Source organism: Mycobacterium simiae (assembly GCF_008370645.1).
Taxonomy (GTDB): Bacteria; Actinomycetota; Actinomycetes; order Mycobacteriales; family Mycobacteriaceae; genus Mycobacterium; species Mycobacterium simiae_A.
Genome location: NZ_VTZN01000024.1, coordinates 20,501 through 45,283, shown reverse-complemented (window position 1 = coordinate 45,283; position 24,783 = coordinate 20,501). Strand labels below are relative to the sequence as shown.

The window sequence follows — 24,783 nt, the reverse complement described above, 5'->3', positions numbered from 1 at the left end:
GCCAACATCAGACAGCTCGTGTTGATCGCGGCTGGCCCGGTCAATGAGCCCTTCGTAGAGCTGACCGGCCGCCCGCTCATCGGCGACGGCGCCAACGGATACACCAACGCTCAAGGTGTGGGCACGGCCGGCGGGGCCGGCGGGTGGTTGTACGGCGACGGCGGGACCGGTGGCACCAGCACCCGCGCCGGAGTGCCTGGGGGTGCCGGCGGGCCCGCGGGTCTGATCGGCGACGGCGGCACCGGCGGCAAGAGCGTTTACGGCGGAATGCCCGGAGGTACCGGCGGGCGCGGGGGCCTGCTGATCGGCGATGGCGGTACGGGCGGGGCCAGCGGGCCCGGAGGCGTCGGAGGTGTAGGCGGTCACGCGGGCCTGTTGGGACAACCCGGGACCGCGGGGATAAGCACACTCCTTTCGCCCAGCCAGGTGCTTATCTATGTAGATCAATTCGGCAACCCGCTGTTGAACATCTCGGTGGGCGGCGGACCGAATTCGCCCGCCATCGTCGACTCCGGCGCCTCCGGTCTTGTGGTTCCACCGCATTACGTCACTGGCGCGAACCTCACACCCACCGGGACGACGGGTTCCGTCAGCTACGGCGGTACCCTTTTCGTCGACTACGAGATCTATCAAACGACCGTGAATTTTGGAAACGGCATCGTCACCGGCTCGACCACCGTTGGTGTCGCTACCTCCGCATATCTGGGTACGCCAGCGAACCCTATCAACGACCTTTCGTTGTTACCCGCCTTTCTGGGCGTCGGCCCGAACAACGATTTTCCCTTCTCCGACCCCATCAACGCGACGCTACCGGGCAATATGAATCAGGGCGTGTTGATCAACATGCCTCGCGGTTTGCTGGAGTTCGGTCCCAACTCGCTGCCTCCGCATGTGGAGATGGATGGAGCTCCAAGAACAGTGGTGCAGGTACAGATCAACAACGAACTACCGCAGACTGTAGGCGTATTCGTCGATTCCGGTGGTGTGGGGGGGACTATCCCACAATCGTTGGTGCCGGGCCTTAGTATCGGTAATCGCCTTCCCGAGGGAACAACCATCTCGGTCTACACGATCAATGGTGTCCACCTCTACACGCAGACGGTCACCGCGGCCAACAACCCGCGTGTTGTGGCGTCCGCACCGCCAAACGCCGTGCCGGGCCAAGACGCATACTACGTGTTCAATACCGGGAATTACCCCTTCTCAGTCATACCGATCTATGTCGCGAACAACGACGCTGTAGGGACGACAATCTTTGACAGGCTGATCTGATCTGCGTCTTACTCGGCTAATTGCAGGCAAACCGCGACGGCACCGGCGCCGACGTGCAGTGCCAGCACGGGCCCCATCGGAGCAATGATCGCCGGCTTGCACGCCGGTAGCCGCTGCGCCAGCGCCGCCACCACATCGTTGGCCCCATCCGGGTTGACGACGTGGTGCACCGCGAGCGCGGCGGGGCGCTCCCCCACCACCTCGCAGACCTGGTCGACCATCGCGGTGATCGCGCCTCTGGCCGTCCGAACCCGTTGGGCCAAAACGAGTTGGCCGTCATCGACACGCAAAAGTGGTTTCAACGCCAGCGCGGTACCCAGCCACGCCTTGGCGCCGCCGATCCGCCCGCTGCGGCGCAGGTTGTCCAATCGGTGGACGACGATAAACGCATGCGTGCGGCCCACCGCGGCTCCCGCGGCACTCGCGACGGTGTCCAGATCAGCGCCGTCGGCCGCGGCCCGCGCGGCAGCCAGCGCGACGAAACCGGTGCCCATCGCTGACGACTTCGAGTCGATAACCCTTACGGCCGTTCCCAACTCGGCCGCGGTCAGCTCGGCGGCGCGATAGATTCCCGACAGTCCCGACGAAATGTGCACCGCCACTACCCCGTCGCCACCACTGTCGGCCAAAGCCCGCCGATAGGCGGCGCACAGCTCGGCCGGAGTGGCCGCGGCGGTGGTGGCATGGCGTTTGTAGATGTCATCAGGGACCTCGTCCACGCCGTCACGCAGGTCGGCGCTATCGAGCAAGATGTGCAGCGGGACCTCGCGGATCGACCACCTCGCCCGCAACTCGGCCGGCAGGCGCGACGATGTATCGGTCACCACGATGACGGTCATAGTTCAGCAACACGGCTTCTCGTTCGGCACGCCGGCTTCGGCGAGCGCCTTGAGTATCAGCTCCGCCACCGTCTGATGGGCTTCGAAGTTCCAATGAATGCCGTCGGGATTGCCCCGTCCGCTCATAACCTGTTCGGCCACAGCGGCTTTCAGGTCCACCAACGGAATATCGTGGCGCTGCGCCCATTGGGTGATCGCCGCCACGGTGCCCGCGCGGCCATGGTGCGCCTTGCCGTATGTCTGCGCAATGTGCACCGACGGCAAGGACGCCACAATCGGGATGCCAGGGCGATTGAAATCGATTGCACCGCGGGTCTGTTCGAGGTATTCGGCGGTCAAGTGCGGCGGCAAAGCGGACCTGGCCCACGGTGACAGCCGGGGCTGCACCCAGCCGTAGCCGTCGCGGACCCACCGCCGCAGCAGGGGCGGCCGCACATAGCGAATCAGTTCCCGCAGCGCCGTCGGCAACACCGATGGCAGCGAATCCATCCCACTGGTGGCAAAGACAACAGCGCCGGCCCTGGGTAGCGCCGCCCAGGCCCGCGGGTCCTGGGTTGCCGCCCACCAGACGTCACGGCAGGTCCAGCCGATGCGGCCGATCAGCTCAAGGTCCCAATCCAACTGTGCAGCAACAAGGCTCGGCCATATACGAGGGTCATCGGCGGGTAAGCCGCCGCTCGGGCCGTAGTAAGCCAGCGAGTCGGCGAAGACCAGCAGCACCGGGCGGAAATCAGAGGACATCGTTGGGGACCTGAGCCGACGCGTTCCATACGTCCAGGCGCCAGCGGATGCGGTCGAAGTCGGCCGACTCCTCGGAATGGCCCGAGAGCTGCACCCAACTGGCATTGCCCATGCCACCCAAGACCGGCCAGTTGGCCACCGGCAGCTTCAGCAGCGCAGCGGACAAGGCAGCGATCAGGCCGCCATGGGTTACTAGGATGATCGGTCGATCCGGTTGATTGGGATCGCCCCACTCGGGCTCACCGGAGAACAGCTCGGCGACCACCGGCACGCTGCGTGCTGCCACGTCGACCCTGCTTTCCCCGCCATGGGGTGCCCATGTCGCGTCTTCGCGCCAAGCCAGCCGTGCCCCCGGGGCCGCGACGTCGATCTGGGCGTGGGTCAGACCCTGCCAGTCGCCAAGACGGGTCTCCCGCAACCGGTCGTCCACCCAGACCTTCAGCCCGGTACGCTCACCCAACTTGATCGCGGTGTCATGGGCGCGGCGCAGGTCGGATGACACGATCAGCAACGGCTGCAGCTTGCCCAGCACCTCCGCGGCGGCCACGGCCTGGGCGCGGCCCAGCTCACTGAGCTCGGTGTCCAGCTGCCCTTGCATTCGGCTGCCGAGGTTGAAGTGGGTCTGCCCGTGCCGCAGCATCACCAGGCGCCGGACTCTCATGGTGCGCCCGCATCCGACGCCAATTTCACCGGCACCACCGGACAGTCGCCCCACAGCCGGTCCAGCGCATAGAAATTTCGGTCGTCCTGGTGCTGAACGTGCACCACGATGTCGCGGTAGTCCAGCAATGTCCAGCGGCCTTCGCGGGCGCCCTCACGGCGCGCCAGCCTATAGCCGGCCCGGCGCATCTTCTCCTCGACCTCGTCGACAATGGCATTGACCTGCCGCTCGTTGGATGCCGAGGCGATCACGAAGCAGTCCGTAATCACCAGCTGCCCGGAGACGTCGATGACGACGACGTCGTCGGCAAGCTTGGCGGCGGCGGCCCCGGCCGCGACCGTCGCCATGTCGATGGCGTCCTGGTTGGCCGTCATGTGCTGTTCCCGGCGGATAGGCTCGGGATCGTCGGGCCGGCGGTGCCCTCAGGCTCGCGGTACAGCCGGCGCTTGGAGACGTACTGCACCACGCCATCGGGCATCAAGTACCACAGCGGCCGGGACTGATAGGCGCGTTGGCGGCAGTCGGTCGACGAGATCGCCAACGCCGGAACTTCCACCAGGGTGACCGCGTCCTGGGCCAGCCCACCCAAGACGCCGGTGATGTGATCGCGGCGTAGCTCATAGCCCGGCCGGCTGACCCCGATGAACCGCGCCAGCTCAAACACCTCCGTCCATCCTTGCCAAGTCAGGATGGAGGCCAACGCGTCGGCGCCGGTGATGAAGTACAGCTCGGAGTCCGGGTTGCCGGCACGCAGATCGCGCAGGGTGTCCTTGGTATAGGTGGGCCCGCCGCGGTCGATGTCGACCCGGCTCACCGAAAAGCGCGGATTGGAGGCGGTAGCGATGACCGTCATCAGGTACCGATCCTCGGCGGCGGAAACATGCCGGCTTTTTTGCCAGGGCTGGCCGCTGGGCACGAATACCACTTCGTCGAGCTGGAACAGGTCGGCCACCTCGCTGGCAGCAACCAGGTGTCCGTAATGGATGGGGTCGAATGTCCCACCCATCACCCCCAGTCTGCGACGGTGCTCATGCACGGTTTGCCAGCTTACTGGAGCAGCTTCGCATCGCACCGGGTGGCGACTGCGCGCCAGGAGAATTGGTATTGTTCTGGCATGCGCGCAACCATCGATAAGGCGGGGCGATTGGTTATTCCTAAGCCACTGCGTGATCACCTCGGTCTGCGAGCAGGTGAGGTCGAGGTGACCGCCGACGGGGCTGGACTGCGCATTGAACCACTAGCCGGTGACTCGCTGGTCGAGCGAGATGATCGTCTGGTGATACCCGCGGGCGGGGCTGAGGTTGACGACGCGGTCGTGCGGACGCTGCGCGATGCTGGCCAGCGGTAACGCAGGGGTGGTATTGGTCGACACCAGCGTGGCGGTCGCCCTGGTGGTGGCCGACCACGACCACCATGAGCAGACGTTTCGCGCATTGGCCGGCCGCACCCTCGGTCTCGCCGGGCACGCTGCGTTTGAGACCTTCTCTGTCCTCACCCGCCTGCCGCCGCCTGCCCGCAGAACTCCCGCGACCGTCGCGAAATTGCTCTCCCACACCTTCCCGGCGACCAGGTTCCTCGGCGCTGGGGCCACCACGCTGCTACTGGCCCAAATCGGAGCAGCCGAGATCGCCGGGGGCGCCGTCTACGACGCGCTGGTGGGTGCCGCTGCGAAGGAGCATCAACTACCCCTCGCAACCCGCGATCGGCGCACGCTGGACGTCTATCGCGCCCTCGACATCGATGTCGAGTTGCTGACGTGAGCCGCACCGAGTCTTCGGAGCCGGCTCCGCGGCGTCCGGGCCGGCGCTGCTCATCCGCAAAGTTCTCAGCAGGTCGCAAGCCAATACGCCAATGCGCGGGTAATAGTGCGCTCAGTCGTGTAAAAGGTGTCTGTGGACAACATGCCGCTCACCTCAGACCAGCCGACACCGCCACTGCAGGAGTCGATGACCCGGCGGTTCTATAGCCGATCTCAGGTCACCGGCGAAATCACGCTGCCGGCCGTTCCGAGCATGATCGACGAGTACGTGGCGATGTGCGCCAAGCTCTTCGCGACTGTGGGTCGCGAATTTTCCGCCGACGAGATTGCCCACGTCAGAAAGGTGCTCGAAGAGCAGCTGGCAGCGGCGTACGCGGCCTCGCAACGCTCGAGCATCGTCATCTCCTACAACGCTCCCGTCGGCCCCACGTTGCACTATCAAGTCCGGCCCCAATGGCGCACCGTGGCGCAGGAGTACGAGAACTGGATCAGCACCCGCGAGCCTCCGCTGTTCGGCACCGAACCCGACGCGCGCGTCTGGGCGCTAGCCAATGAGGCAGCCGAGCCAACCACGCATCGGGTGCTGGAGATCGGGGCAGGAACCGGCCGAAACGCCCTGGCGTTGGCGCGACGCGGCCACCCGGTCGATGTGGTGGAGATGACACCGAAGTTTGCCGACATCATTCGCGCCGATGCCCAACGGGAATCCCTCGACGTGCACGTCATCGTGCGCGACGTCTTCGCCAGCATCGATGACCTGCGCCGCGACTATCAGCTGATCGTGCTCTCTGAGGTGGTGCCTGACTTCCGGTCAACACAGCAGTTGCGCGGCTTGTTCGAACTAGCGGCGCATTGCCTGATTCCCGGCGGACGTTTGGTGTTCAACACCTTCCTGGCGGACCTGGACTACCCGATCGACCAAGCCACGCGAGAGTTCGGGCAACAGGTCTACACCGGCATCTTCACCCGGCCCGAGATGTCAGCCGCGACAGCTGGGCTACCCCTCGAGCTGATCGCTGACGACTCCGTATACGACTATGAACAGGCTCACCTGCCGCCGGGCGCCTGGCCGCCCACCAGCTGGTACGCCAATTGGGTCAGCGGGCTTGACGTGTTCCCCGTCGAGCGGGAGATGAGCCCAATCCCGATGCGCTGGCTCGTCTTTCAGAAGACGCGCTGACGGTCACACCGGCAGCAGCCGGTCGATCACCTCGGCTAACTGTTTGGCCGACCGGCATTCGTGCATGGCGATTACCTCTTGGTAGCGCGGAACCGCCGAATCGCCGCTGCCCCAAAGGTTTTTGGGCTCCGGGTTAAGCCAGTGCGCATGCCGGCTGGCGGTCACCATGTCGGATAGCACGTCGACGGCCGGGTTGCGGTAGTTGGTGCGCCCGTCGCCGAGCACCAACAACGAGCTGCGCGGCGACAACACATTCGGGAAGGCCTGCAGGAACGAGACGAACACGTTGCCGTAGTCGGAATGACCGTCGCGGTTGTAGACGCCGGCTTCCCGGGTGATCCGCTGGATCGCGACCGCCAGATCGGCTTCGGGGCCGAACATGTGCGTGACCTCGTCGGTGGTGTCGATGAAGGCGAACACCCGAACCCGCGAAAACTGTTGACGCAAGGCGTGAACCAGCAGCAGGGTGAAATGGCTGAACCCGGCGACAGAACCAGAGACGTCGCACAGCACCACCAGTTCCGGGCGCGCCGGACGCGGCCGGCGCAACACCACGTCGATCGGCACTCCGCCGGTGGACATCGACTTGCGCAACGTCTTGCGCAGGTCGATCGACCCCGCACGGGCGCGCCGGCGCCGGGCCGCCAGCCGGGTCGCCAGCGTGCGGGCCAGCGGGGCCACCACCCGGCGCATCTGGCGTAGCTGCTCACCAGAGGCTCGCAGAAACTCCACGTTCTCGGAAAGCTGTGGAATGCCGTACATCTGGACATGGTCGCGGCCAAGCTGCTCTGCCGTGCGCCGTTTGGTCTCGGCGTCGACCATCTTGCGTAGTTGCGCGATCCGTTGAGCAGCAACCGCTTTAGCGATTTGCTCCTGGGTGGGTGTGAGCTGGTCACCGTAGGGGGCAAGCAGCCCGGCAAGCAATTTGCCTTCCAGCTCGTCTAGCGCCATCGCTTTGAGCGCCTGATAGGACGAAAAGGACGGGCCGCGGCTGGAACTGTATTTTCCATAGGTTTCGACGATGCGCGCGATGAGCGCCACCAGCCGCTCGTCCATCTCGGCCAGGTCGGGGTTGTCGGTGAGCAGCTCCAGCAGCAGCTGCCGCATCGCGTCGACGTCGTCGAACGCCAAAGATTCGGTCCCGCCGGCACTTTCGTCCTCGAGGACCACCGCGCGAGCACCCAGAGCGACGGGGAACCACAGGTCGAACATGGCGTCATAGGTGTCGCGGTGATCGGGCCGGCGCAGCACCGCGCAGGCGATGCCCTCGCGCAGCACCTCCCGATCGCCCAGCCCGAGGGTGGCCATCACCCGACCGGCGTCCACCGTCTCCGATGGGCCCACCGAAATCCCGCTGCCTCGAAGCGCTTCCACGAAGCCGACCAAATGGCCGGGCAATCCGTGCGGTGCCAGCGGATAGGTTGGGCGAATACGACGCGTCGCCATCAGTTGAGCCTGAGTTCCCCGGCCGCGCGTTGCTGGTCGGACTGATGTTTGAGGACCACCCCCAGCGTGGCCGCTACCACGCCGTCGTCAATGGTGTCGAGCCCCAACGCCAGCACCGTACGACCCCAATCGATGGTCTCGGCGATCGACGGCACCTTCTTGAGCTGCATTGCCCGCAGCACGCCGATAATGCGCACCAGTTCCTGGGCGAGGTGCTCGGGCAACTCAGGCACTCGGGACAGCAGGATGCGGCGTTCCAACTCGGGTGTCGGGAAGTCGATGTGCAGGAACAGGCAACGACGCTTGAGCGCCTCAGACAACTCCCGGGTCGCGTTGGAGGTCAGCACGACAAACGGCGCCCGCTCGGCGGTGAGCGTGCCCAACTCTGGGACCGTCACCGCAAAGTCCGACAACACCTCCAAGAGCAGGCCCTCAATCTCGATGTCAGCCTTGTCGGTTTCGTCGATCAGCAGCACCGTCGGCTCGGTACGTCGGATAGCCGTCAGCAACGGGCGCTGCAGCAGGAATTCCTCGCTGAACACGTCTGTTTTCGTCGCTTCCCAGTCACCCGAGCCGGACTGGATCCGCAGGATCTGCTTGGCGTGATTCCACTCGTAGAGGGCGCGTGCCTCGTCGACGCCCTCGTAGCATTGCAGCCGAACCAGCCCGGAGCCGGTGGCCTGGGCCACGGCGCGGGCCAGCTCGGTCTTGCCGACGCCGGCAGGGCCTTCCACCAGCAGCGGCTTGCCGAGCCGGTCGGCAAGAAACACCGCCGTCGCAGTGGCAGTGTCGGGCAGGTAGCCGGTCTCAGCCAACCGCCGCGAGACGTCAGCGATGTCAGCGAACAACGGCGCAGGCCGAGCGGGTACGGTCACGATCAACTCTCCTTAACCGGGCGTCAGGCCGGGCGGGTCTGGCCGTCCCCCCACACGATCCATTTAGTAGACGTCAATTCCGGCAGTCCCATCGGACCGCGGGCATGCAGTTTCTGCGTGGAAATGCCGATTTCGGCGCCGAACCCAAACTGCTCACCGTCGGTGAACGCCGTCGACGCGTTGACCATCACCGCTGCGGCGTCAACCCGTTCGGTAAACCGTTGGGCTGCAGCAAGGTTGGTGGTCACGATGGCTTCGGTGTGCCCGGTGCCGTATTCGTTGACGTGGGCGATGGCGGCGTCGACACCGTCGACCACAGCGACCGCGATCTCCATGGCCAGGTATTCGCGACGCAGGCCGTCCTCGTCGGGGTCGAGATGCACGGTGACACCCGCGTCTTGCAGGGCGCCCAGCAGTCGCGGCAGCGCATGTTCGGCGATCCCGGCATCGACCAGCAGCGTCTCGGCCGCGTTGCAGACGCTGGGCCGGCGGGTCTTGGAGTTCAGCAGGATTCGCTCAGCGACGTCGAGATCGGCGGCTTCGTGGACGTAGACGTGGCAATTGCCGACTCCGGTTTCGATGGTGGGAACCTGCGCGTCGCGCACCACCGCGTCGATCAGGCCCGCTCCACCACGCGGTATCGCCACATCGACTAAGCCGCGCGCCTGGATCAGGTGGGTAACGGTGGCGCGGTCGGCGGCCGACAGTAGCTGCACGGCATCGGCGGGAAGGTCCTGGCCAACCAGCGCGGTGCGCAATACCGCGACTAGGGCTGCGTTGGACCTCGCGGCCGAGGAGCTACCGCGCAGCAGCGCGGCGTTGCCGGACTTGAGCGTCAGCCCGAAGGCGTCGACGGTGACGTTGGGGCGGCCCTCGTAGATCATGCCGACCACGCCGAGCGGGACGCGCTGCTGGCGCAGCTGCAGCCCGTTGGGCAGGGTGTAGCCGCGCAGCACTTCACCGACCGGGTCCGGCAGGCCTGCAACCTGGCGCAGCCCGGCGGCGATGCCGTCGATGCGCTGCGGGTTGAGGGCTAGCCGATCGACCATTGCGGCGGGGGTGTCGGCTTTTCTCGCGGCGTTCAAATCTTGGGCGTTGGCGACCAAAATCTGGTCGGCCTGGGCCAAGATGTCGGCGGCGGCGGCGTGCAGCGCCCGGTCTTTGACCACCCTCGGCAACGTCGCCAGCACCCGTGCGGCCACCCGAGCGCGCCGTGCGGCGTCGTGCACCTCTTGACGCAGGTCGGGAAACGAAGGTGCTTGCACACTCATTAGCCCAGGGTAACGGGCCTTAGCCGGCCGAGTCAGACGACCTGGTTCTGGCCGGGCCGAACTGCGGCGGCGGCGCAGCTGCCTCAGTTCATCCATTCCCGACGAAGGCTCTGGCGCACCTGACTCTGCCGTTCCTCCAGGATGTGGCCAAAGTCCTGCAGTAGCAATGGTTGACGCATCACCAGATGCTCAAGATGCTCGCGGCCGATCTCCACTGCAGTGACCTCTTCGAGCGCATAGGCGTCGGCTAGATTCGGCTGCCGGGTCAGCGCGGTCAGCCCCAGAAACCCGCCCGCCTCCAGCGTCGAGATCGGCACCACCGATCCGTCGTCGGCCGTAGCGGTTATCCGCACCCGTCCAGCGACGAGGAACAGCATTGCCGCCGGCACCTGGCCCGCGTACTGCACGGTCTCGCCCGCCCCGTAGCGCAGCAGTCTGGCATGGGACATCAGCGACTGCTGATCGGCATCGTTGAGCCGCAAGGCCGGACCCACCACCGTGCGCAACGCCTGCCCCAGACGTTCGGCCGTCGAATAGTCGTCGTCGGCGCCGTCCAGATGCAGTCCCTCCCGCCGTGCCGCATACCAGATCCACCGCAAAAAGTTTGCTCGGGCGGCACTTTCGTCGGCCGGCGTCCGCAGGCAAATGGTTGTGCAGTACTCGGCCCCGCCGACGGGCTCCGAGACCGGTAGGAAGCCGCTGTAGAGCTGCGGCAGCTCTCCGGCGACCCGCGACAACATCGCGCATACTCGATCGGGCGCGTCGGCCTCGGAGAAGGTGGTTGTGATCGCCAACTTGTATGCGCCCGGCGGGCGGCTCAAGTTGGTAAACGGTGTGCTGGCCAGCACCGCGTTGGGGGTGATGCGCAGGCCGCTGCCGGTGTCGATGTGGACGGCGCGCCAATTCACCTCGACGATCCGTCCGCGTGCCGTGGCCGAGTCGAGCCAATCGTCGATTCGGAAGGGCTGCTCGAACAACATGAAAAGGCCCGACACGATCTGGCCGACCGAATTCTGCAGCATCAGGCCGATAACGACCGAGGTCACGCCCAGTGCGGTAAACAGGCCCCCGACCCGAACACCCCAGATGTAGGAAAGAATTACCGCCAGCCCGGCGCCAATCAGCACAAACCGGGCGACGTCGAGGAAGATCACGGGGAGTCGTTGGCGCCACGACCCTTCCGGTGCACCCGCAAAAACAGCTGCGTTGAGCATGGACACCAGCAGCACCAACACCAAGAAACCGAATGCCGTGGTGAGAATCCGAACTGCGTTGTCGCGGGCCGGAACTCCCTCCGCATTCACGATCAGCAGCAACAGCGCAGCCAGCGGCAGCACGTAGTTGCGCAGTAAGCTGACCTGCCGGGCAAGATGACTTCGCCTGCGGCGCAGCGAGTGCTGCAACTCGGTCAAAATGACGACCAGGACGGGCAGTCCAATGGCGACCGCGGTCGCCCAGTAGAACCACGCCGCACCAAAGATGTTCATTGCCGGCCCGCCAGCTGCCAAATCTGCCGCTCTGTTCCGCCCACCGAAATCGTGCCCGCAGCAACGAATTTCCAGATATCGCGCATCGCTTCGTGTACCTGCGAGGTGACATAGATCCCAGGTTGCGGGGAGCCGCTGTGCATTTGACACGCCAGGCTGACCGCGCCGCCCCACATGTCGTAGACCAGGCTGGAGCGGCCGACCAGTCCGGTGATGACTTTCCCGGTGTTGATGCCGACCCGCAATCGCAGCTGATGCCTTGATCGGCTGTTGAACCTGTCGATGATGCGCTGGATCTCCATGGCGAAGTCAACACTGCGGTGGATGTTGTCCAGTCGTGGTGTGGTAGCGCCGCAGCTGGCGAGATAGCCATTGTGGAAGGTGCGGATCCTTTCCACGCCAAGAGCTTCGGCTGCAGAGTCGAACTGACGGAACAGGTCGTTGACGATGGCGACCAGTTCGTTACCCGACAGGTCATCGGACATGTCGTCGAGCCCCACGATGTCGGCGAAGATGACGGTGACGTCCTGATGCTCCTGCGCGACAGTCTTTGCCCCCTCTCGGTAGCGCTGTACCACCGGCTCGGGCATCAGCGAGAGCAGCAGCCGGTCGTTTTCCCTGCGTTGCTCGGTGAGCAGCTCCTCTTTGATCTTGAGGTTGCGGCTCATCTCGTTGAAGGCCGCAGTGAGGTCGCCGAGCTCGTCGCGTGACCTGACCGGAACGGTGACTTCGTAGTCACCTGAGCTGATCCGCTCGGTGCCGGCCTCCAGCCGTCGGATGGGCCGCACGAGTAGCTTGGCAAGCAGCATCGCCACCACGCAGATGGCCAAGGTGATCCCCGCAACCGCCACCATCAGCGTCTTGCCGAAGGTGGACAGCCGCTGATAGGCATCCCAGTCGTCGCGGGTCGCCAATATCGACCAGTGCAGATCGGAGTTGGGCAGATCCACTGGCGCATAGGCTTCGAGCTCCCTATTGCCCAAGTAGTCGGTGTCGTGCGTGACGCCGGTCTGACCGCGTTGGGCGGCCCGAAGACCCTTGCTCGGCACCGGCTGCACCAGCACCGTGCTGCCCAACCGGATCGCTCGATCCACGACGTCAGGCGGCGTGCCGCCGGCCACCGCCTCGCGTCGATACTTCTCTTTGTCCTGCAGAAAGAGGCGTGAATCCGAACGCATCAAGTTGTCCGGGCCCGCCAGATACGTCTCGGTCGAGCGGCCCATGCCAACAGCTTCCCAATGCTTGTGAGCGTTCATGATGTCGTTGATCTTCGAGATGGGTAGTGGCAGGGCCATGACGCCTTCGATCTTGCCGTCCATACCGATCGGCGAAACCACCCATGCGGTGGGGGCGTCGAGCTGCGGCTGATACTGTTGGAAATCAGTGATCCAGACGAAATTAACATTGTTGGAGCGCAATGCTTTTCGGTACGCGTCGCGCAGAATTGTCTCGCGGTACGGTCCAGTGAAAATATTGGTACCAAGGTCGGGGCCCTTGGTCACGGTATAGACCACGTTGCCCTGCAGGTCCAGCAGCAGAGCGTCCCGATACTCGAAGCGGGTAACTATGCCGCGGAAGAAGTCGTTGTAGCGGGCATTAGCTGCCGACCAGGCGCTGCCGTCCCCGGCGTCGTTGGACTGCATCGACTCGCTGGCGGAGGCGACCGGCGCACTGTAGTAGGCCTGCAGATACTTCTGTGCGTTGGAGGTCGGTAGCAATGCATTGGGGTCGAGCTCGTCACCGGTCAGTTGATTGATCGGTTGAACCACCGCATTGGCGTAGTAGTTGACGATCGACTCCTGCTGCGCGGGGCTGATCGTCGCAGTGGCCAACTGGGCAAAGCCGGCGGTGAACGCCTCGATCGCCTGTACGGCACTGAACCCGCTGCTGTAGACCAGCAGAGAATTGACCAGTTCCGCGAACATCGCCTCCAACTGCCGTTTGTGCGACTCACGTAGCTCCAGTAGCCGCTCGGTAGCCACTTGCTGCAACGCGTTGCGGCCGGTCACATACCCGGTGAGGCCGACCACCGCTACCGACATGATGCTGCACAGCAGCAGTGTCACCAGCAACTTGGATTGGATGCCAACCCGGAACAACCGCAGCAGCCGGCGTCCACGTTTCCCGGTTGGGACCGGCTCGTCTTCCAGCACCGTTTCGGTTGGCTGCCCCGATTCCAATCCGCTTCCTTTCGCTGACGGCGACAAGACCGGCAGATCACGCAGCAGACTAACGCGAAACGGCAAGGAAAACGGGATTTGGGGCAAACATTACCCCGGAGCCGCCATAGCGCGTCGTGATCGGCGCGCTGGCCTCATCGAGGCGATGGGGTCGACGGCGGCCCATGTCACGATCGCCCGCTGATATGGCCTTATCCTCGAGCGATGGCCGCTCTTGTCTTGGCTCGGTTGGACGTCGACTCGGTTGCGACGGCATCCGAGCACTGTTTTGCTGCCCGGGTGCCGCCGCTCTGCCTCGGTGGAGCTTCACGATGAGAGTCCAGGTTTTTCTGCTTGTCCTAGCCGCCGCGGTTCTTGGCTGTCACGGGGTCGCTGCGGCCGCGCCCAGGACCTACTGTGACGAGCTGAAAGGCAGCACTGTGGGACAGGTATGCGAGATTCAGATTTCGGATCCGGCGTATTCCGTCAATATCAGCCTCCCCAGCTCCTATCCCGACCAGAAGTCGCTGGAGAGCTACGTCGCCCAAACCAGAGACGAATTCCTCAGCACTGCCCATTCGTCTGCTCCTCGCGAGGCGCCCTATCAGTTGACGATCACTTCGTCCAACTACGAGTCGGCGATCCCGCCTCGTGGCACCCAGTCGTTGGTGCTGACAGTTGTCCAGAACGTTGGCACCGGGCAGCCGGCGACCCGGTACAAGGCCTTCAACTGGGATCAGGGCTACCGCAAGCCGATCACCTACGACACGCTGTGGCAGCCGAATACTGATCCGTTGCAGATCGTCTTTCCCATCGTGCAAAGTGCGCTGCAAAAGCAGACTGGACAACAGTTGTCGATAGCGCCCACAGCGGGTTTGGATCCCGCGAATTACCAGAACTTTGCCATTACCAATGACGGGATCACGTTCTTCTTCAATCCGGGCGAGCTGCTGCCCCAGCCCGCTGCGGCCACCCAGGCATTGGTTCCCCGCTCCGCAATCGACTCGATGCTGGCCTAGTAGTCGCGCCCGTCAGGCGACCCTGGCTGATGCTCACGGATCGTCCTCGTTGTCGTGCAGAAGCTTTTCGGGGTGGAAGAAGGTGTTGATCCTGGGTTGTCCCTCGGAACCAGCAAAGTCGAGATGGGTCGGCGGAATCCATTCGGTGGTGCCGTTGGTAAGTTTGCGGGTTGTCCAGCCGCCTGAGGTGACGAGTTTGTGGTGGGGGCCGCAGGCCAGAGTGAGGTCGTCGATGTTGGTGTCGTTGCAATCTGCGAAGTCGGTGCAGTGGTGCACCTCGGTGAGATAGCCCGGCACGTCGCAGTTGGGAAATGAGCAGCCGCGGTCCTTGTTGTACAGCACTAGTCGCTGCCCCGGTGTCGCGATGCGTCTGGTGTGATACAGGCCCAACTCGCGCCCGGTGGTGAAGATGCGCAGGTAGTGATGAGCGTGGGCCCCCAGCCGGAGCACGTCGTGCATCGGCAACAGCGTGCCGCCGCCGGTCAGCGCGTGCCCAGTGCCGGATTCCAGCTCGGCCAGGCTGGTGGAGACGATGATGGTGGCGGGCAGCCCGTTGTGTTGGCCCAGATCCCCCGAGCACAGCAGGGCCCGCAGCGCAGCGTGGAGCGCGTCGTGGTGTCGTTGGCCGCCGCTTCGGGTGTCGGAGTCGATCGCGCCTTGGGATGGGGTGCCACTGAGACACGGGGCGGCATCGGCAGGGTTGGCCATGCCAGGAGCCCCCAGTTTCGCCAGGACGGCATCGACGGTGGCGCGGGCCTCGGGCGTCAGGTATCCGCTGATGGCGGACATGCCGTCGGGGCCCTGTTTACCGATCATGACGCCACGCCGTCGGGCACGGTCGACGTCGGTAAAGGTGCCGTCGGGGTTGAGGCAGTCGGTCATCTTGGCGGCCAACTTGTCCAACTGGTCGGGACGGTGCCGACGCCCGAGGGTGGCCAGTTCGGCTTCGGCTTTGTCACGCATCGCTAAGTCAACGAAGCTCGGCAGGTGGCGCAGAAAGCTGCGGATGACCTGAACATGTTCTCTGCCAAGGTGACCAGCGCGTTGGGCTTCGGCGGTGGCAGTCAGCAGCGGCGGCAAGGGCTCGCCGGTCAGTGCGCGGCGCGGCCCGAGATCGGCGGCTTCGTGGACGCGGCGGGAGGCTTCGCCGCGGGTGATGCACAGTCGCTGGGCCAGCGCGAAAGGGAGTTTGCCGCCCAATTGGGTGGGGTCGGCCTGTTCAGCGAGTGTGTTGATCAACGGGTGTTCGACAGCGGGCAGCCGGCGCCTTAGCTTCTCGCAGCGCTGCAACATCGCCAGGCATTCCGGGGTGGTCAGCACGTCGCACGAGAGCGCCATGACCCGCTCCAGCGCGGCGTCGAGGTCGTCGAACGCCGCAACAATCTCTTCCCGACTACTCGAACGCATGTTCGAATGCTATCACTGCTCGCCGACAACCAAGACCTTGCGCTCACAGCTAACCGGGTGGGAATCCCGGTCAGCGGACGCCTTGAGACGTTGGTCGCCGAAGTTGTCGGCCGGCCGCTGACGTTCTGTTCGAATGTTGTCGAATCCTGCGATGGTACAGTGTTTTTCACTGAGTCCACCTACAGCTCTGGCTACGAGTATCACAAGGGCGCGGCCACCGAGGCCCGCGGTAGCGAGGCCCGTGGTAGCGAGGCCCGTGGTAGCGGCTCTTTGTTCCGGCTCGATCCTGATGGAGCCGTCGATGTCTTGGCGACTGGCTTGCACTTCGCCAATGAAGTACTTCGCCAATGAAGTATTGGCTAAGCGGACCCCGGGCCGGGTTGCGTCATACCTGCTCGCCCTGCGCCTGGCACCGCAGTCGCGTATGCTACCCAATCGTACACCTAGTCAACATTATCAGTATCATACGATTTGGAGCCGGCGATTACCGTCCACACCATCCCAAGGCCGACTGCGTCGTCAACCCCACCCGCCAAGCCCGACCGACTGCGCCAGCGCCGCCAGCCCCCGTCGACATTGATACTGTTGGTGGCTGCATTTGGCGCCTTCCTGGCCTTTCTGGACTCAACGATCGTCAACGTCGCGTTCCCGGACATCCAGAGGTATTTCCACAGTGGCATCGGCAGCCTGTCGTGGGTGCTCAACGGCTACAACATCGTCTTCGCGGCGTTTCTGGTGGCCGCTGGGCGGCTCGCTGACCTGCTTGGGCGCAAACGGATGTTCATCTCCGGCGTGGTGTTGTTCACGGCCGCGTCCGGGCTATGCGCTGTCGCCGACAGCGTCGGGCAGCTCATCGCGTTCCGCGTGTTGCAGGGTATCGCCGCAGCGGTGCTGGTGCCGGCATCGCTGGGGCTGGTGGTCGAGGGTTTCGAAGCCAAGCGACGCGCGCACGGGGTCGCGCTGTGGGGCGCCGCGGGGGCAATCGCGGCGGGTCTGGGCCCCCCAATCGGGGGCGCGCTGGTTGAGGCCTCCGGCTGGCGGTGGGTGTTTCTGGTCAACGTTCCGCTGGGAATTTTGGCGGTGCTCGCCGCTCGCCGCACCCTGGTGGAGAGCCGGGCCGCCGGACGGCGGCGCGTGCCCGATGTGCGTGGAGCGCTGCTGCTGGCTATCGCGCTGGGATTGCTGACCCTCGGCATGATCAAGGGTCCGGACTGGGGTTGGACCACTCTGCCAACGATCGGATCATTGGCGGCCGCGGCCGTTGCGATGGCCGGCTTCGTGACCAGCTCGCGGCATCACTCGGCGCCTCTGGTTGACCCCGCGCTGCTGCGCATCCGATCCTTCGTGGTCGGCACCGGACTGACCGCCGTCTCCGCCGCCGGTTTCTACGCCTACCTGCTGACCCACATCTTGTTCCTCAACTACGTCTGGGGTTACACGCTGCTAGGGGCAGGCCTGGCGGTCGCCCCCGCCGCCTTCGTCGCCGCCGTTGTGGCGGCGGTGCTTGGCCGGGTCGCCGATCGGCGCGGTTATCGCCTCATCGTCGGCACCGGCGCCCTGATCTGGGCCGGCAGCCTGTTGTGGTGTCTCGAATGCGTCGGCTCCAAGCCTGATTTCCTCGGTGAATGGCTGCCCGGCCAAATTCTGCAGGGCATCGGAGTCGGCGCCACCTTCCCGCTGCTCGGCAGCGCCGCGCTGTCCGGGCTGGTCGCAGGCGGCAGTTACGCCACCGCTTCGGCAGTGACCGGCACCATCCGTCAGGTCGGCGCCGTGATCGGTGTCGCGGTGCTGGTGATTCTGATCGGCACGCCGGCACGGGGCGAAGTCGAAGAGGCCCTGCGCCGCGGATGGGTGATGGCAGCCCTCTGTTTTTTCGCGGTCGCCGTGGGAGCAGTATTTTTGGGTCGCGCCCGCCCCGCCCTAGCCGAGGGCGAAGGACCTGAGCCGGCGCCGCTCGACCCGCCCAGATCACAGCTACCGGAATCCATCGCGCCGGCGCCACCGGTGTCGCTAGTCGCCGACGGGCCGAAAGCTCGGCAGCTGTTAGATGGGCTGGACGCAATCACCCTGGCCCACCTGCAGTGCCGCGGCGAGCACGTCGAGTTCAAGGCCGGCTCGTACCTGTTCCACGCAGGCGATGCGTCCGATTCGCTCTATGTTGTGCAGGACGGCCGGCTACAGGTCCTCGACAGCGACGGCGTAGTCGCAGAGTTGGGCCGCGGCGGAGTGATCGGCGAGCGCGGGTTGTTGATCGGCGCGCCCCGTTGGGCGTCGGTACGAGCGGTCCGGGACTCGGTCTTAACCCGGCTGACCAAGGCCGATTTCGACGACATCACCGACCCCCGCGTACTCGGGGCACTGGTGCGGGTCCTGGCCTATCGCGAGCACCAGACTCCCCGTGTGGCCTTTCGGACGACGCCGGAGGTGGTGATCACGGTCATCGGTGCCCGCCCTGACGCGCCGGTGGGGATGGTGGCCAGCGAATTGTGCGCAGCACTGTCGGATCGACTACGGGTAGTCGCCCCCGGCTTCGTGAGTCGTGACGGGCTAGAACGCGCCGAGCAGGCCGCGGATCGGGTGGTGTTGCAGGCGGCGATCAATGACCCGCAGTGGCGAGACTTCTGTTTGCGCGTCGCCGATCGCGTTGTAGTGGTCGCAGCTGACCCCAACCCGCCGTCAGTTCCGCTACCAGCGCGGACCAAGGGCGCTGATCTAGTGGTGGCCGGTCCGGCGCCCGACCGCGATCAACTTCGGGCGTGGGAGCAATTGATCACGCCGCGGTCGCTGCACACGCTTGCCCCCCAAAGTCGCAAAGTCGACCTGCGCCCGCTCGCAGCTCGCATCGCCGGCCGGTCCGTTGGGCTAGTTCTCAGCGGTGGGAGCGCGCGGGCGCTGGCCCACCTCGGCGTACTGGAAGAGCTCGAGGCCGCCGGGATCACGGTCGACCGGTTCGCCGGCACCAGCATGGGAGCGGTGATCGCCGCACTCGCCGCCGGCGGTCTGGACGCTGCCAGTGTGGACGCGCACATCTATGAGTACTTCGTACGCAGGAGCCACGGCGACTACACCGTGCCGAGCAAGGGACTCATCCGCGGACACCGCACCATGGCCACCCTGCGCGCCGCCTTCGGCGAGCAGTTGGTGGAGGAGCTGCCGCACCAATTCCGCTGCGTAAGCGTCGACCTGCTGGCACGGCAGGCCGTTGTGCACCGCCGAGGTAAGCTCGCCGACGTCCTCGCCTGTTCGCTGCGGCTGCCGGTGCTTTATGCGCCGATGGTCTATGACGGCACACTGCACGTCGACGGAGGTGTGCTAGACAATGTGCCCGTCGCTACGCTGGCGGGGCAAGACGGACCCCTCGTCGCGGTGAGCGTCACCGCCGGGGCTGACCCAAGCTCCGGCTCCAGCGGGAGGCGCCGGCGGAGCCCCCGGGTGCCCGGGATGGTCGACACCCTCATGCGCACCATGACGATCAGCAGCGCGATGGCGTCGACGGCAGCACTGGCGCAAGCCGACGTGGTGATCAAGCCCAACCCGATCGACGTCGGTTTGATGGAGTACCACCAGATCGATCGCGCCCGCGAGGCAGGCCGGATCGCGGCGCGTGAAGCCCTGCCACAAATTATGACTTTGGTGGGCCACTGAGCTTGACCATGCGGGCACGCCTCCCGAGATCGACCTCGGCCGCGGCATCGAACGAGTCGAACTGTGGCTAGCCGACCCGTTCTCGGTGGCCTACCCGCTGCGCCTTGGTTTGCCGCTCCTCGATCAGCCGGCCCAGCTCTTGCAGCAGGGTCGGCTTGTTCATGACCACGTGCTCGAGGTGTTCTCGGTCAATCTCCAAGGCCGTCACCTCCTCCAGCGCAACTGCGCCGGAGGGGTTGGGTTGGCGGGTCAACGCGGTCACCCCCACAAATGCACCCTCGTGCAGCGTGCCGATAGAAACAACAGAACCGTCCTCCGCCGTCACCGTGAGACGGACACTGCCGGCGAGGATGAACGTCATGCTGTTGGGCACCAGCCCCGCATGCTGCACGATCTCGTCGGCGCCGTACCGCACCACTTTCGCATAGGGGACCAGTGACTGCTGATCGGTAAGACTCAACCGCAGCTCCGGACCCACCACCGTTTGCAGTGCGTCACGCACCCGTTCGGCCGTCGAGAATTCGTCATCGGCCTCGTCGAGGTGAAGCCCTTCCCGGCGGGCGGCATACCAGACCCAGGGCAGAAATGTCGCCTGGGTGGCGCCGTCATCGGCGGGTGACTTGAGCCGGACGGTGGTGCGGTACTCACCCCCGCCCAGCGCGACCGTCACCGGCGCGACGCCAGGTTTGAGCTGCGGCAGCGCACTGGCACACCTGGTCAACATGGCACAGACCGTGTTCGGCGGGTCGGCGAGGGCGAATTTGGTTGTGATCATGCATTTGTGCGAGCCGCCCGGACGGGACAGATTGGTGAAGGACGTGGTTGCCAGCATCGAGTTCGGCGTGATCCGCAACCCTGTTCCGGTCTCAATATGTACCGAACGCCAGTTCACCTCCACCACCCGTCCCCGCGCGGTGGGCGTGTCCAGCCAGTCGTCGATCCGGAAAGGCTGCTCGAAGAGCATGAACAACCCCGACACAATCTGGCCGACCGAATTCTGCAGCATCAGGCCGATGACCACCGAGGTCACGCCCAGCGCGGTGAACAAGCCACCAACCCGGACGCCCCAGATGTAGGACAGGATCATCGCCAGGCCAACACCGATCAGCGCGAACCGGGCGACGTCGAGGAAAATGGTGGGTAGCCGCTTGCGCCAACTGCTTTCGGGTGCAGCCTGAAACACCGTGGCGTTCAGCCCGGACAATAGCAACACCAGCACCATGAAGCCGAACAGCGTGGTGAGGACCCGCACCATGCCATCTCCGGCTGGGATCTGAGAGGCTTTGACCAGCAGCAGCAGCAGCGCACCGAGCGGCAGCAAGTAGTTACGCAGCAGGCTTACCTGCCTGGCCAGGTGACTTTTTCGCCGGACGAGTGCATTGTGCAGCTCGGTGAGCAAGATCAGCCCGACCGGCAATCCGACCGCAATGCCGAGCGCCCAGTAGAACCACGGCGCACTGAAGACGTTCATGATCGCTGCGACAATCGGTAGATCGGCTCGTCGGCCCCGCCGACCGAAATCGTGCCCGCCGGCGTGAACTGACGAACATCTCTCATCACCTGGTAGACCTGCGAGGTGACGTAGATGCCGGGTTGGGGTGAGCCACTGTGAGTTTGGTAAGCCATGCTGACCGCGGCACCCCACATGTCATAGACAACGCTGGATCGACCCACTAGCCCGCTGATGACATTGCCGGTATTGATTCCGGCCCGCAGGCGCAGTTCGTGGCCCGTTTGCCGGTTGAACCGCTCGACGATGCGCCGCATCTCCAGGGCGAAGTCGATGGTGCGGGCGATATTGTCCAGCCGCGGTGTGGTGACCCCGCAGCTGGCTAAGTAACCGTTGTGCAAGGTGCGAATCCTTTCCACACCATGGGATTCCGCGGCCGAGTCGAATTGCCGGAACAAGTCGTCGACAATACCGACCAACTCGTTGCCCGACAGGCCGCTGGAAATCTCATCCAGCCCAAGGATGTCGGCGAAGATGACGGTGACGTCCTGGTGCTCCTGAGCGATGGTCTCCTCACCCTCGCGGTAGCGCTGTACCACCGGCTCGGGCATCATCGACAGCAACAGCCGGTCGTTTTCCCTGCGTTGCTCGTTGAGCAGTTCTTCTTTGATTTCCAGGTTCCGGCTCATCTCATTGAAAGCCACTGTGAGGTCGCCGATTTCGTCGCGCGAAGTGACCGGAATGGTGACGTCGTAGTCGCCGGAGCTGATTTTTTGGGTGCCGGTCTCGAGCCGCCGGATCGGCCGCACCATTGCCTGGGCGATCAGCATCGAAGCCACGCAGATAACGAAGATCATGGCCACCGTAACCAACACCAGTGCCCTGCTGAATGCGGCAACTGCCGCGAACGCCTCGGAGTTGTCGCGGGTCGCCAGAATCGACCAGTGCAGATCGGAGTTCGGCACGTCCAGCGGCGCGTACGCCTCCAGTTCTTGGTTGTCGGTATAGTCCTTGGCAGTGATGGTTCCAGTCTGGCCGCGTTGGGCGGCGCGCCAGCCCGCGCTGGCAACCGGCTGCAGCAACGTAGTGCCACCGGTCTGGATCGCTCGGTTGACCACGTCGGGCGGGGTGCCGGCGGCCACCGATTGCCGCCGGTATTCCTCCGGTTTTTCCGCGAAGAGCCTTGAGTCCGAACGCATCAAACCGTCCGGGCCGGCCAGATAGGTCTCAGTGCCGCGGCCCATGCCGGCAACTTGCCATTGCCGATCGGCGGTCATGATCCGATTGATCTTGGCGATCGGCAGCGGCAGCGCAATAACACCTTCCGTCCTCCCGCCAACCTGAACCGGGGCCACCAGCCACGCGGTCGGCACGTCCAATTGCGGCTGATACGGCTTGAAGTCGGTGATCCAGGTGAAGTCGACTGCGTTGGCGCCCAACGCTTTCAGGTATGCATCGTGCAGATTGGACTCGCGATAGGGCCCCGTGAGAATGTTGGTGCCGAGGTCGGGGTCTTTGCTGAGGGTGTAAACGATATTGCCGCGGGTATCCAGCAAGACCGCGTCGTCGTAATCGAAGCGGGTGACGATTTCCCGGAAATAGCCGTTGAACCGCGCGTTGGCGGCCGACCATGCGCTCCCGTCGCCGGCGTCGTCGAACCGCATCGAGTCCTGGTCCGACGAGAACGGCGCGGTGTAGTACGCCTGCAGATACTTCTGGGCGGGGGACGTCGGCAACAGTGCGGCGATGTCGAGTGTTTCACCAGTGGCTTGCCGGACCGGCTTGATGAGTTGGTTGGTGTAGTAATTGACGATCGCTTGCTGCTGGGCAGGGTTGATCGTCGCGTCGGCCAATTGATCGAAGCCGGCGGTGAACTGCGCGACCGCATCGACCACCGTCAAGCCACGGGCATAGATGACTAGCGAATTCGTCAAATCGGAAAACAGCGTTTCCACGGCCCGCTTCTGCGATTCCCGCAACTCGGTCAACCGCTCGTAGGCGGCCGCCTTCAGCGAAGCACGTCCGGTCTGATAGCCGACGACGACGATGGCGGCGACCGAGAAGACGCTCGACACCAGGAGCAGCACCATAAGTTTGGACTGGATGCTTACCCGAAACAGCCGCCGGCGGCGGCTCTGGGTCTTCGGGCTCTTGGTGGCCGGGGCTGCTGCCGCTTCTGGTGCCGAGTGTGTTGCCTGGCCCGACGTCAACCGGCTTCCCTTCTGCTATGCCACGGACTGCTCACGCTCCACTGGTCTGACGGCAGACTAGCGCCAAGGATGCGGCCAGAACGGCGTTTGCCGACAAAGGACCACCAACGTCGGCGAAATGACGACCCGAATCTGCGTGGTGGGCAGCGTGAACATGGACTTGACGTTAGGAGTCCCCGCCCTCCCCCGCCCTGGCCAGACCGTGCTGGCGTCGGCAGTGAACTATTCGCCCGGAGGCGAGGGCGGCAATCAGGCGGTGGCCGCAGCGCGCGCTGGAGGGCAAGTCCAGTTCATCGGCGCGGTGGGTGACGATGCGGCCGGCGACCGGCTACGCGCCCACTTGCTCACCAACGGTGTCGGCATCGACGGAATCGTCGTGGTCACCGGGCCGAGTGGAACGGCGATCATCGTGGTCGACGCCGGCGCCGAGAACACCATCGTGGTGGCTCGCGGAGCGAACGGGCCTGCGCGGCTGGTGCGCTCGCGACATTGCCGCCAGGTGCGGGGCAGCGCGCACCGGATGCCGACGCGATCGAGGCGGCGCTCATCCGCTAAGGCTCGGGGCGTACATCGTGTGCGATCGCCAGACCGTCGGCCGCCTCGAGTTCATCCGACGACTGGCTAAGCAGCACCCGGCTGCGAGTCGGCGACAAGAGCACCGACTGGTAGTGATGCGCCGCGCCCGCAGCGAATATCAAGCGATTGATCCGCAACAGCGCGGCCCCAATCGCAATGTCGAGGAGCTGCGCATTGCGCGGGCCAGCGATTTCGGCGGTGATCTCATGCCGTACCCGGTCCACGGTCACGCCCTGGCCTTTCAACAGTTCGAACAGCGGCTTGCGCCGCAGCGTCGCCTCGGTCAGCGCGTCGGCCAGCGTGGCCGGCAGCCACACGTCGCTCACGATCAATGGCTCGCCAGTCCTGCGTTGCCGGCGCAGTCGCACGACGTGCAGTAGGTCGGCAGAAGTCTGGAGCGCTTCGGCCACAGAGGGCGGTGCTCGCCGTACCCCGAGTTCGATGATTTCGACCTCAGTCTCGAACTGGGTCTGCCGCAAGCCGTCCAGATATGAGCGGCTCGGGGTGGGCTGGTTGGCGGGGCCGCGCTCCCGCACGAAGGAGCCGACGCCGTGCTTGCGCTCGATATATCCATGCTCGGCCAGGTCCGCCAGGGCGCGGCGTACGGTGATCCGTGAAACCCCGAATTGTTGGCACAGCGCCTGCTCGGTGGGCAGGCCAGCTCCCGGAGCGAGCACGCCGCGCTCAATCTCATCGTGTAGCACCAGGAAGAGCTGCCGGTGCAACGGTACCCCGGCGCTGGCCGAGACCGGGGCGGTCTTGCTGCCTGGGTGCACGGAGTCAATG

21 protein-coding genes and 1 pseudogene are annotated in these 24,783 nt (G+C 64.9%); 8 read left to right on the top strand and 14 right to left on the bottom strand.

Features of this window, described 5'->3' with window-relative positions; all coding sequences use genetic code 11:
- A partial coding sequence (locus tag F0Q45_RS06520) for a PecA family PE domain-processing aspartic protease (protein WP_188112816.1) occupies window positions 1-1,272 on the top strand: 1,272 nt, incomplete at its 5' end.
- Between the two features lie 8 nt (window positions 1,273-1,280).
- Here the strand turns inward: F0Q45_RS06520 and F0Q45_RS06515 are convergent.
- From F0Q45_RS06515 to nadD, 5 genes are read right to left on the bottom strand one after another with little or no spacing between them, the layout of a single operon-like run.
- Complete coding sequence (locus tag F0Q45_RS06515; RefSeq protein WP_149653168.1) at window positions 1,281-2,111, bottom strand: DegV family protein; 831 nt, start codon at window positions 2,109-2,111, stop codon at window positions 1,281-1,283.
- Window positions 2,112-2,114: 3 nt separating this feature from the next.
- A complete protein-coding gene (octT, locus tag F0Q45_RS06510; RefSeq protein ID WP_149653167.1) occupies window positions 2,115-2,852 on the bottom strand; it encodes a diglucosylglycerate octanoyltransferase in 738 nt (245 codons plus the stop codon).
- Window positions 2,842-3,513 (bottom strand): glucosyl-3-phosphoglycerate phosphatase, encoded by a 672-nt coding sequence (gene gpgP, locus F0Q45_RS06505; protein WP_149653166.1) that lies wholly within the window; start codon window positions 3,511-3,513, stop codon window positions 2,842-2,844. The genes octT and gpgP overlap by 11 nt, the downstream gene beginning before the upstream one ends.
- The gene (gene rsfS, locus F0Q45_RS06500; protein WP_149653165.1) at window positions 3,510-3,887 is read right to left on the bottom strand and encodes a ribosome silencing factor; all 378 of its coding nucleotides are present in this window, start codon (window positions 3,885-3,887) and stop codon (window positions 3,510-3,512) included. The genes gpgP and rsfS overlap by 4 nt, the downstream gene beginning before the upstream one ends.
- Window positions 3,884-4,549 carry a nicotinate-nucleotide adenylyltransferase gene (nadD, locus tag F0Q45_RS06495; RefSeq protein ID WP_149653164.1) on the bottom strand — a complete coding sequence of 222 codons (666 nt, stop codon included), beginning with the start codon at window positions 4,547-4,549 and terminating at the stop codon, window positions 3,884-3,886. The genes rsfS and nadD overlap by 4 nt, the downstream gene beginning before the upstream one ends.
- Window positions 4,550-4,627: 78 nt before the next feature.
- Here nadD and F0Q45_RS06490 point away from each other — a divergent pair, with 78 nt between their 5' ends.
- From F0Q45_RS06490 to F0Q45_RS06480, 3 genes are all read left to right on the top strand, one after another.
- On the top strand, window positions 4,628-4,861 hold the full coding sequence (locus tag F0Q45_RS06490; protein WP_149653163.1) for an AbrB/MazE/SpoVT family DNA-binding domain-containing protein: 234 nt from the start codon (window positions 4,628-4,630) through the stop codon (window positions 4,859-4,861).
- Window positions 4,845-5,273: a type II toxin-antitoxin system VapC family toxin gene (locus F0Q45_RS06485; RefSeq protein WP_149653162.1), complete on the top strand. Its 429-nt coding sequence runs from the start codon at window positions 4,845-4,847 to the stop codon at window positions 5,271-5,273. The genes F0Q45_RS06490 and F0Q45_RS06485 overlap by 17 nt, the downstream gene beginning before the upstream one ends.
- Window positions 5,274-5,414: 141 nt before the next feature.
- Window positions 5,415-6,452, top strand: a complete 1,038-nt coding sequence (locus F0Q45_RS06480; RefSeq protein ID WP_373424930.1) for a class I SAM-dependent methyltransferase — start codon at window positions 5,415-5,417, stop codon at window positions 6,450-6,452.
- Between the two features lie 3 nt (window positions 6,453-6,455).
- Here F0Q45_RS06480 and F0Q45_RS06475 read toward each other — a convergent pair whose 3' ends face one another.
- The 5 genes from F0Q45_RS06475 to F0Q45_RS06455 all read right to left on the bottom strand — a co-directional run bounded on the left by F0Q45_RS06475 (window position 6,456) and on the right by F0Q45_RS06455 (window position 13,711).
- A complete protein-coding gene (locus tag F0Q45_RS06475) occupies window positions 6,456-7,898 on the bottom strand; it encodes a vWA domain-containing protein (RefSeq protein ID WP_149653160.1) in 1,443 nt (480 codons plus the stop codon).
- The gene (locus F0Q45_RS06470; RefSeq protein WP_149653159.1) at window positions 7,898-8,773 is read right to left on the bottom strand and encodes an AAA family ATPase; all 876 of its coding nucleotides are present in this window, start codon (window positions 8,771-8,773) and stop codon (window positions 7,898-7,900) included. The genes F0Q45_RS06475 and F0Q45_RS06470 overlap by 1 nt, the downstream gene beginning before the upstream one ends.
- A gap of 23 nt (window positions 8,774-8,796) precedes the next feature.
- Window positions 8,797-10,044, bottom strand: coding sequence for a glutamate-5-semialdehyde dehydrogenase (locus F0Q45_RS06465; protein ID WP_149653158.1), 1,248 nt, complete (start codon window positions 10,042-10,044; stop codon window positions 8,797-8,799).
- An 83-nt stretch (window positions 10,045-10,127) separates the two neighbouring features.
- Window positions 10,128-11,531, bottom strand: a complete 1,404-nt coding sequence (locus F0Q45_RS06460; protein WP_149653157.1) for a mechanosensitive ion channel domain-containing protein — start codon at window positions 11,529-11,531, stop codon at window positions 10,128-10,130.
- Entirely contained in the window at window positions 11,528-13,711 is a 2,184-nt protein-coding gene (locus F0Q45_RS06455; protein ID WP_262490892.1) for an adenylate/guanylate cyclase domain-containing protein, read from the bottom strand. Before F0Q45_RS06455 ends, F0Q45_RS06460 begins: the two co-directional genes overlap by 4 nt.
- Window positions 13,712-14,022: 311 nt before the next feature.
- On the opposite strand from F0Q45_RS06455, the gene F0Q45_RS06450 reads away from it, so the two are divergent.
- Window positions 14,023-14,709: an esterase gene (locus tag F0Q45_RS06450; RefSeq protein ID WP_149653156.1), complete on the top strand. Its 687-nt coding sequence runs from the start codon at window positions 14,023-14,025 to the stop codon at window positions 14,707-14,709.
- A gap of 33 nt (window positions 14,710-14,742) precedes the next feature.
- Here F0Q45_RS06450 and F0Q45_RS06445 read toward each other — a convergent pair whose 3' ends face one another.
- The gene (locus F0Q45_RS06445) at window positions 14,743-16,116 is read right to left on the bottom strand and encodes an HNH endonuclease signature motif containing protein (protein WP_149653155.1); all 1,374 of its coding nucleotides are present in this window, start codon (window positions 16,114-16,116) and stop codon (window positions 14,743-14,745) included.
- A 6-nt stretch (window positions 16,117-16,122) separates the two neighbouring features.
- Here F0Q45_RS06445 and F0Q45_RS06440 point away from each other — a divergent pair, with 6 nt between their 5' ends.
- Complete coding sequence (locus F0Q45_RS06440) at window positions 16,123-16,467, top strand: hypothetical protein (protein WP_188112815.1); 345 nt, start codon at window positions 16,123-16,125, stop codon at window positions 16,465-16,467.
- Window positions 16,468-16,599: 132 nt separating this feature from the next.
- Window positions 16,600-19,761 carry an MFS transporter gene (locus F0Q45_RS06435; protein WP_373424931.1) on the top strand — a complete coding sequence of 1,054 codons (3,162 nt, stop codon included), beginning with the start codon at window positions 16,600-16,602 and terminating at the stop codon, window positions 19,759-19,761.
- Window positions 19,762-19,828: 67 nt separating this feature from the next.
- Here the strand turns inward: F0Q45_RS06435 and F0Q45_RS06430 are convergent, their stop codons facing one another.
- Window positions 19,829-21,232 carry a mechanosensitive ion channel domain-containing protein gene (locus F0Q45_RS06430; RefSeq protein ID WP_149653154.1) on the bottom strand — a complete coding sequence of 468 codons (1,404 nt, stop codon included), beginning with the start codon at window positions 21,230-21,232 and terminating at the stop codon, window positions 19,829-19,831.
- Window positions 21,229-23,421: an adenylate/guanylate cyclase domain-containing protein gene (locus tag F0Q45_RS06425; protein WP_149653153.1), complete on the bottom strand. Its 2,193-nt coding sequence runs from the start codon at window positions 23,419-23,421 to the stop codon at window positions 21,229-21,231. The genes F0Q45_RS06430 and F0Q45_RS06425 overlap by 4 nt, the downstream gene beginning before the upstream one ends.
- Window positions 23,422-23,539: 118 nt before the next feature.
- On the opposite strand from F0Q45_RS06425, the pseudogene F0Q45_RS06420 reads away from it, so the two are divergent.
- Window positions 23,540-23,881, top strand: a pseudogene (locus F0Q45_RS06420) (PfkB family carbohydrate kinase); the annotation flags it as partial.
- Between the two features lie 91 nt (window positions 23,882-23,972).
- On the opposite strand, the gene F0Q45_RS06415 reads toward F0Q45_RS06420, so the two are convergent.
- Window positions 23,973-24,773: a GntR family transcriptional regulator gene (locus tag F0Q45_RS06415; protein ID WP_262490891.1), complete on the bottom strand. Its 801-nt coding sequence runs from the start codon at window positions 24,771-24,773 to the stop codon at window positions 23,973-23,975.
- Window positions 24,774-24,783 lie beyond the last annotated feature (10 nt).

Bases quoted from the DNA above. Each gene is read 5' to 3' on its own strand.
- F0Q45_RS06515 (WP_149653168.1), bottom strand. From the start codon at position 2,111: ATGACCGTCATCGTGGTGACCGATACATCGTCGCGCCTGCCGGCCGAG.
- octT (WP_149653167.1), bottom strand. From the start codon at position 2,852: ATGTCCTCTGATTTCCGCCCGGTGCTGCTGGTCTTCGCCGACTCGCTG.
- gpgP (WP_149653166.1), bottom strand. From the start codon at position 3,513: ATGAGAGTCCGGCGCCTGGTGATGCTGCGGCACGGGCAGACCCACTTC.
- rsfS (WP_149653165.1), bottom strand. From the start codon at position 3,887: ATGACGGCCAACCAGGACGCCATCGACATGGCGACGGTCGCGGCCGGG.
- F0Q45_RS06490 (WP_149653163.1), top strand. From the start codon at position 4,628: ATGCGCGCAACCATCGATAAGGCGGGGCGATTGGTTATTCCTAAGCCA.
- F0Q45_RS06485 (WP_149653162.1), top strand. From the start codon at position 4,845: ATGCTGGCCAGCGGTAACGCAGGGGTGGTATTGGTCGACACCAGCGTG.
- F0Q45_RS06480 (WP_373424930.1), top strand. From the start codon at position 5,415: ATGCCGCTCACCTCAGACCAGCCGACACCGCCACTGCAGGAGTCGATG.
- F0Q45_RS06475 (WP_149653160.1), bottom strand. From the start codon at position 7,898: ATGGCGACGCGTCGTATTCGCCCAACCTATCCGCTGGCACCGCACGGA.
- F0Q45_RS06465 (WP_149653158.1), bottom strand. From the start codon at position 10,044: ATGAGTGTGCAAGCACCTTCGTTTCCCGACCTGCGTCAAGAGGTGCAC.
- F0Q45_RS06460 (WP_149653157.1), bottom strand. From the start codon at position 11,531: ATGAACATCTTTGGTGCGGCGTGGTTCTACTGGGCGACCGCGGTCGCC.
- F0Q45_RS06450 (WP_149653156.1), top strand. From the start codon at position 14,023: ATGAGAGTCCAGGTTTTTCTGCTTGTCCTAGCCGCCGCGGTTCTTGGC.
- F0Q45_RS06445 (WP_149653155.1), bottom strand. From the start codon at position 16,116: ATGCGTTCGAGTAGTCGGGAAGAGATTGTTGCGGCGTTCGACGACCTC.
- F0Q45_RS06440 (WP_188112815.1), top strand. From the start codon at position 16,123: ATGCTATCACTGCTCGCCGACAACCAAGACCTTGCGCTCACAGCTAAC.
- F0Q45_RS06430 (WP_149653154.1), bottom strand. From the start codon at position 21,232: ATGAACGTCTTCAGTGCGCCGTGGTTCTACTGGGCGCTCGGCATTGCG.